The 6151-nt window shown below is 41.9% G+C and carries 9 protein-coding genes; 2 read left to right on the forward strand and 7 right to left on the reverse strand.

The features are described from left to right. Nucleotides 1-62: 62 nt before the first annotated feature. The 5 genes from P8629_RS07685 to P8629_RS07705 all read right to left on the reverse strand — a co-directional run bounded on the left by P8629_RS07685 (nucleotide 63) and on the right by P8629_RS07705 (nucleotide 3552). The gene (locus tag P8629_RS07685; protein WP_278165545.1) at nucleotides 63-587 is read right to left on the reverse strand and encodes a hypothetical protein; all 525 of its coding nucleotides are present in this window, start codon (nucleotides 585-587) and stop codon (nucleotides 63-65) included. 224 nt (nucleotides 588-811) lie between these two features. Continuing rightward, a complete protein-coding gene (locus tag P8629_RS07690) occupies nucleotides 812-1243 on the reverse strand; it encodes an MgtC/SapB family protein (RefSeq protein WP_278165546.1) in 432 nt (143 codons plus the stop codon). A 77-nt stretch (nucleotides 1244-1320) separates the two neighbouring features. Beyond that, the gene (locus tag P8629_RS07695; RefSeq protein ID WP_278165547.1) at nucleotides 1321-1767 is read right to left on the reverse strand and encodes a YtoQ family protein; all 447 of its coding nucleotides are present in this window, start codon (nucleotides 1765-1767) and stop codon (nucleotides 1321-1323) included. 275 nt (nucleotides 1768-2042) lie between these two features. After that, the gene (locus P8629_RS07700) at nucleotides 2043-3107 is read right to left on the reverse strand and encodes a sialidase family protein (RefSeq protein WP_278165548.1); all 1065 of its coding nucleotides are present in this window, start codon (nucleotides 3105-3107) and stop codon (nucleotides 2043-2045) included. 22 nt (nucleotides 3108-3129) lie between these two features. After that, a complete protein-coding gene (locus P8629_RS07705; protein WP_278165549.1) occupies nucleotides 3130-3552 on the reverse strand; it encodes a CopD family protein in 423 nt (140 codons plus the stop codon). Nucleotides 3553-3624: 72 nt separating this feature from the next. Here P8629_RS07705 and slyD point away from each other — a divergent pair, with 72 nt between their 5' ends. After that, nucleotides 3625-4107 (forward strand): peptidylprolyl isomerase, encoded by a 483-nt coding sequence (gene slyD, locus P8629_RS07710; protein WP_278165550.1) that lies wholly within the window; start codon nucleotides 3625-3627, stop codon nucleotides 4105-4107. Nucleotides 4108-4190: 83 nt separating this feature from the next. On the opposite strand, the gene P8629_RS07715 is transcribed toward slyD, so the two are convergent. Beyond that, the gene (locus P8629_RS07715; RefSeq protein ID WP_278165551.1) at nucleotides 4191-4631 is read right to left on the reverse strand and encodes a YcgN family cysteine cluster protein; all 441 of its coding nucleotides are present in this window, start codon (nucleotides 4629-4631) and stop codon (nucleotides 4191-4193) included. Nucleotides 4632-4648: 17 nt separating this feature from the next. Then, the gene (locus P8629_RS07720; RefSeq protein WP_278165552.1) at nucleotides 4649-5365 is read right to left on the reverse strand and encodes a TIGR01621 family pseudouridine synthase; all 717 of its coding nucleotides are present in this window, start codon (nucleotides 5363-5365) and stop codon (nucleotides 4649-4651) included. 234 nt (nucleotides 5366-5599) lie between these two features. Between P8629_RS07720 and P8629_RS07725 the strand changes: the two genes are divergently transcribed. Then, nucleotides 5600-6058: a hypothetical protein gene (locus P8629_RS07725; RefSeq protein WP_278165553.1), complete on the forward strand. Its 459-nt coding sequence runs from the start codon at nucleotides 5600-5602 to the stop codon at nucleotides 6056-6058. The last annotated feature ends 93 nt before the right edge of the window (nucleotides 6059-6151 follow it).

A 6151-nucleotide genomic window follows, 5' to 3' on the forward strand; every position in this document is an offset into this window, starting at 1 on the left:
GGATAAGCGGCATGTCCGTTGAAAATTTATTTTCATAAGGACTGTCCGACTCAATGCAATTGTTATGTGCGCGCTTCAACTTGAGTAATAGTATTTTCAACAATATTACAAAATTTAGATAATGAACCTGGCATAAGCCTTATTCTTCTACCGCCAACCAAAGCATCGCTGCACTTTAAAGTTTTTAGCGCTTTTTCAACCTTACCAATATCAACGGAATCTACTAAACCACCATACCCATGAACTAATGCATTTCTTAATTGGTAGATTTGATGAAACTCCTCCCAAGTAGTGATTTCACCAAAATCGATTCCTTTTGAGCGGGTAATAAATGTTTTTAAACGTGATATTCCATTACCTTTTAAGTCATCGATTTTGAAAGGAGTATCAATTTCGGCTTTATGTGCAACTTCGTACAAATAGGCTTCGACTAGCGAGCATAAACCTATTACTAATAAATTTGTTCTGTTACTCAGTGCAAGTGAGTAATGTGTAAGGTTACCTTCTTTGGAACCCATCTCATATTCAGTTGTAAACGCATCAATTTCTCTTTTATATGATGCGATTTCATGGCTGTAGATATTCATCCGACCTCTTTAGCACATAAGGGCTGCGAAAAAGGGGAACGCTACCCTTTTTAGTTCTACTACTGACCTTAAAGAAAAGCACCCCGTTTTTTAATTTTTTCTACAAAATGCATTACAAGTGAATGTAGCATCATACACAATAATTGTACGCAATAAAACTAATAAAACTCGCGTAATGCGAGGAAAAAGGGGACGCTACCCTTTTTATTAACTTGAGCCTTCGGTTATGAGTATTTTTTCTTGAAGGGTTTGGAAAAATTAAAAATAAGAAACCCTACAACAGACAATATGATGGCGATTTCGTAACGACTATAGGCCACGGATATCCCGATGGCCGCCGTGATCCATAAACCGGCTGCGGTGGCAGTGCCCTGTGTTCCTTCTTGGCTTTTAAAAATGGCACCACCTCCAATAAACCCCATGCCTGTGATGATGCCATACATGACTCTTGCTTCAGCATCAGAGCCTTCATACACATCCATCCCCACAAGCATAAAAGCGCACGATGAAATAGCAACCAAGGGAAATGTCCGTAACCCGGCACCACGCTCGTTCAACTCTCGATTAAGTGCGATGGGAAGTGCTAATAAAAACGTAACCCCCAACTGAAATAAATGAAACCTGATTAAATTTAAATCTAATTCCACACCAAACATAATGCGCCTCATTTTTATAATGATTAAACTAAGCGGCTACAGGTTAAGCACAGCCAGCTTGAGAGGTTTGTTAGAGGTTATTCTTTGGCTGTAACATATTTTAAAATTTCGACCACCTGCTCAGGGGTTGTGGCCCATGCCATAGCAGCGGCATCAACTTCTTTAAGCGGGTGAATGATGTCTTCGTCATGCAGGGTAATGTAAGGTGTGCCCATTGCGGCGCAATAACCGGCATCAAAAGCAGCATTCCACTGTTTATATTTATCGCCAAAACGGACCACGGCCACATCACAGTTTTCAATCAACGTTTTGGTTCGGATGGCATTCACTTTCGCGGATTTGTGATCACGCCAGAAGTTTTTCTCTTCTGCACCAAGCAAGTCACCAGCAGCATCGCTGGCGGCATGATCTGTGACGGCAGAGGTGAACTCGATGGATAGATTAAGCGCCTTACAGCCTTCTTTTATCTGTTGTCGCCAATCGGTATGAATTTCGCCAGAGAGATATACAGTCAACTCCATCATATTTCCTCCTTTATTTGATAAACGAGACGATTCTTTCAGTCCTTAGAAAACTAAGAAAACTAAGAAAACTAAGAAAACTAAGAAAACTAAGAAAACTTGAAAAGCCTACTGCTTTAAATGAATGCTACCTTAAAAAAATTGTCTTTGCTAGATGAAATACTAAGTCAATTATTTGAAGAGGTAGGTTTGGGTTCAACCGAAAAGGATTGTTGTGAGAGGGTAAAGCGTTGTGAATTTTTATCAAAAAAAATACTCTGGCCTTTTTATTTTGAAGGCTAAATAAAGTCGTTTTCTGTTAGCTTGAGTTTGAGTTGACTTTGCATGGTGGTGAGCCAGATTTCACCAGGCTTCGCTTCAAACAAAGAACAGTAAGACAACCAGGCGCCTTTGCAAGAAGCGATCACCACAGGGTCGGTCCAAGTTTGTCCGTCATCGTCTGACAACCGAATACTGAGTTCTTCACGCTGCCAGGAAGCAGGCACTTCTGAAAACAAACCCGCAATTCGAGGTGCTGTGGTTTCGCCCTCTTTGGTGAGTTGATTATAAGCCAAAACCAAACGGCCGCTTTGTAAACGACTTAACATGCCTGGTGAACTACTGGCAGTCATTCCCGGTTCTAAGTGCGTCCAGGTCTTGCCTTGATTATCGGAATAACCATTCCAGAACCAATCTAGGTTGGTGCGAATCAGATACCAGACTCGACCATCGTTCAGTTCCAGCAAGGTGCCTTCATAACACCCGCCATGATGCCCTTGCCCGCCAATATCGATTTTATTGCTGGCCTGCCAAGTTTGCCCGTCATCTTCTGAAAGATAGGTCAAGCTATAATGCCGCCCCGCCTCATAATCCAGATTTTGAGCGGCCATCAATAATGCACCGCTGGAAAGCGAAATCATGGTCGTGGTTGAACCACAATAGCCTTTTTGAACACAAACAGGGTCTTCCCAGGTTTTACCGCCATCCAAACTGCGAACGGACCATAAATCCAGCCGAGTCTTTTGAGTGGGTTTATTGGCTTTCTTGTGCCATTTGAAATGGGCTTGTGCCATATTCAAAAAGCCGACCACAATCACGCCAGAATCGGAAACACACAGACTGCGGGCATCATGGATTAAGAAATCTTTGGATGAGAACAAGTCATAGGCTTGCCAGGTTTGCCCTTCATCTTCCGAAATCAAAGCTTGGTGAGACCCAATACACACAATATGACTTTGTTTATTGCGAACATAAGGTCCGATAGGGTCAATATCTAAAACAGTGACTTTGTCATGTAGATAAACTGGCGCCTCGGTTTTGGGCGCCATTTTAAAATCTAATTGAATGTCTGGACACTCTTTCATCAATCAACCCTATTACATCAATTTAAAACGGTTTTAACTCAACCAAAATCAGAATCAAAATCGTTAAAATCAATGGGATTTCATTAGCCCAACGATAATATAACCCGCTGTGATCTAAATGCCCGTCTTGCATTTCTTTCATGCGGCGCTTAGTCCACAAATGATATACCAGCATTAAAACGACCAGGACGATTTTTGCATGCAACCAGCCCATTCCTTCTGCTACCGGCCAATACGCCAGCCACAACCAGATACCCGTTCCGATCGCCAGCATCATCATAATGGTCATAAACTTATACAGCTTTTTCGCCATAATGGCTAAACGTGTGACTTGCTCCCCTGCGGCTTGGCCTTCTACAAAGTGCACAAAAATACGTGGCAAATAAAAGATCCCTGCCATCCAAGACATTACAAATAAAATATGAAAAGTTTTTAACCACAACACTTCGATTTTCTCCAATAAAACAACAAGAATCTGTATGATACAGGTTCTTATTTAGCAAAACAGGACTTTAAGATGAAAATTGAACAAAATAAGGTTGGCATGATCGACTACTCTTTGACAGACGCAGAAGGAAACGTGATTGACGCTTCTAACGGCCAAGCTTTAGCGTATTTGCATGGTCATTCCAATCTAATTCCTGGTTTGGAGAAAGAGCTTGAAGGTAAAGAAGTGGGTGATAAGTTCACTGCAAACATCGCAGCGGCTGACGCTTATGGCGACACTCAGCCACACCTAGTTCAAGAAGGTGTTCCAAAAAGCATGTTCCAAGGTGTAGACAACCTAGAAGTTGGAATGCGCTTTGAAGCTCAGACAGAGCAAGGCGTTCACTCTGTTGAAATCACGAAAGTAGACGATGAAACTGTAACAGTTGATGGAAACCATCCTCTTGCAGGGAAAGACCTTAACTTTGACATCGAAGTCATGGGCGTTCGTGATGCGACAGAAGAAGAACTGGAGCATGGACACGCACATGGTGATGGCGGTCATCAGCACTGATCTCCAGTAAAGAGTGCTTTAATGTAAAAAGGCCAGCTTAAAGCTGGCCTTTTTTGGTTTCGCAATCTGAATTCTAAATGCCATTATGGCTTTTTCATCAGATAGTCTTCATACTCCAATCCCGGCTGATCGACCACCACCGGAATGGCTAACAACCCAATATGTGCTTCGGTTACCGATTCTCTTTTTCCAGAAACCAATGGGTGCCACTCAGGTAATGGATCGCCTCGATACAAAACGCGATAACCACAGGTATCCGGCAACCAATCAAATTCAGCCACTCTGTCTAAGGTTAGATTCACACAGGTCGGCACATTCTTTGAGCGGTTTTTATAGTCGGAACAAGCTCCGGTTTTTAGATCGGAATACTTGCACACCACTCGGGTATACACAATTTCATCGGTTTCATCGTCTTGTAATTTAGTTAAACAACATAAACCGCAGCCATCACAGACCGACTCCCACTCTTCCGTGGTCATTTCGGCCAATGTTTTGGTTTCCCAAAAAGGTTTCTCTTTTGTCATTCTTTTGCCTTTTTAACTCACTGACGCTTAAACGCGGACCAAGGTGTTTGCCATTGTTGCAAAAGCGTTTGCGCTTCTGCTGTTTGAAACCGCTGGCCTTGCTGCGGCGGCACACAAAATTCATAAGACTCATCATGCAAGGTGAAGCGTAAAGCAAATGCATGCAAATAGCCTCTGTCTTCATGCTCGGCCTCTACCGAAAGTGCATAGCGTGCATCTCCAGCAATCGGTGCGCCTAAGCTTTTTAAAGCCACACGTAACTGATGTGTTTTCCCCGTGTAAGGTTTTAACAAAAACCAGCGCTCTCCGGGTCGGGTATTCTGGCTGATAAATTGCGTTATCGCCGGATTCTCTATCGTTTTACTGAGTTTCCAACTGCCGCGCCGCGCCGGAATCATATCGCCTTTTACCCAGCCTTGTTTCTTTTTAGGTTTGTGCGTGGAGATGGCCAAGTAATACTTTTCAACTTGTCGGGTTTCAAATAGTTGTTGAAACGTCTGAGCTGAAGGTTTGTTTAAAGCCAAAATTACCAAACCGGAGGTCATTTTATCTAACCGATGAACAGGATAGAGTTCCTCAACCCCTAGTTGCTGTTGTACAAAAACGACCAGGCCTGGCTGTTTTTGTCCATCAGCATCAGGTTCGGAGTGAAAATTCATTCCGGCGGGTTTGTCCACCACCACAAAGTCTGCCGATTGAAATACCACGGTGATTGGTAACGTATTCAAATTCATCACTCATTTAAAAACGCAAAGTGTACCGCAACTGATGCCAAAAAAATGATTTTTCCTTGATTTTGAAAATAAACCCACCGTTTATTGACACTTGATGATTTCATATTTTATCTATTTTTCAAGAACTTAACAGTAAATAAAATTTGGCATGGTTTTTGTGATAGAACCGGTACACATAATAAAAATATTTATTTTTGTCATTAATTTGACACTTAATACATGAGGAATTAAATAATGACCACTAAAATGAATACACCGCAGAAAGTAAATACCTGTTTGCAATATATCGACAATCGCCTTGAAACCACGTCTGAACAAACCATTCAGATTGCGGAAATGATTATTGAAGATATTAAGAACCTGACTAAAGCGTATCCGGAAGCGATTAGAAACAATGAATTACGCACCCATGCTGAAAGAGTCAGAGACACGCAAATGAAGTGGGTCAATCAACTGCATGAAATCATTTTGGAACAAACGGATCGCGACTTAAATGGTCAAGTGATTCAGGCATTACAAAACTTCATGACCACCCTCAACAATAAACAGCTCAAACACTTAGATTTTGATTTGCCCGCAGCGGTTCGTCGTGAGCAACCAGAAACAGAACATGAATACTTATCGCAAGATGAAATTGAAGTGTTAATGGACTCACATTTAAAATCAGGTCACACCAGCTCAACACATCACTGATAACGTTATTTCAGATCATACATTCAACTCGTAAGTGCAACGTTCTTATTCCAAAACACCTCATTAGGTGTTTTGTATCCTAAGCATTTTCTT

Source organism: Hydrogenovibrio sp. 3SP14C1 (assembly GCF_029625905.1).
Taxonomy (GTDB): domain Bacteria; phylum Pseudomonadota; class Gammaproteobacteria; order Thiomicrospirales; family Thiomicrospiraceae; genus Hydrogenovibrio.

Excerpts from the sequence above, each read along its gene's own strand:
- P8629_RS07695 (WP_278165547.1), bottom strand. The coding sequence starts at position 1,767 with ATGATGGAGTTGACTGTATATCTCTCTGGCGAAATTCATACCGATTGG.
- P8629_RS07690 (WP_278165546.1), bottom strand. The coding sequence starts at position 1,243 with ATGTTTGGTGTGGAATTAGATTTAAATTTAATCAGGTTTCATTTATTT.
- P8629_RS07720 (WP_278165552.1), bottom strand. The coding sequence starts at position 5,365 with ATGAATTTGAATACGTTACCAATCACCGTGGTATTTCAATCGGCAGAC.
- P8629_RS07685 (WP_278165545.1), bottom strand. The coding sequence starts at position 587 with ATGAATATCTACAGCCATGAAATCGCATCATATAAAAGAGAAATTGAT.
- slyD (WP_278165550.1), top strand. The coding sequence starts at position 3,625 with ATGAAAATTGAACAAAATAAGGTTGGCATGATCGACTACTCTTTGACA.
- P8629_RS07700 (WP_278165548.1), bottom strand. The coding sequence starts at position 3,107 with ATGAAAGAGTGTCCAGACATTCAATTAGATTTTAAAATGGCGCCCAAA.
- P8629_RS07715 (WP_278165551.1), bottom strand. The coding sequence starts at position 4,631 with ATGACAAAAGAGAAACCTTTTTGGGAAACCAAAACATTGGCCGAAATG.
- P8629_RS07725 (WP_278165553.1), top strand. The coding sequence starts at position 5,600 with ATGACCACTAAAATGAATACACCGCAGAAAGTAAATACCTGTTTGCAA.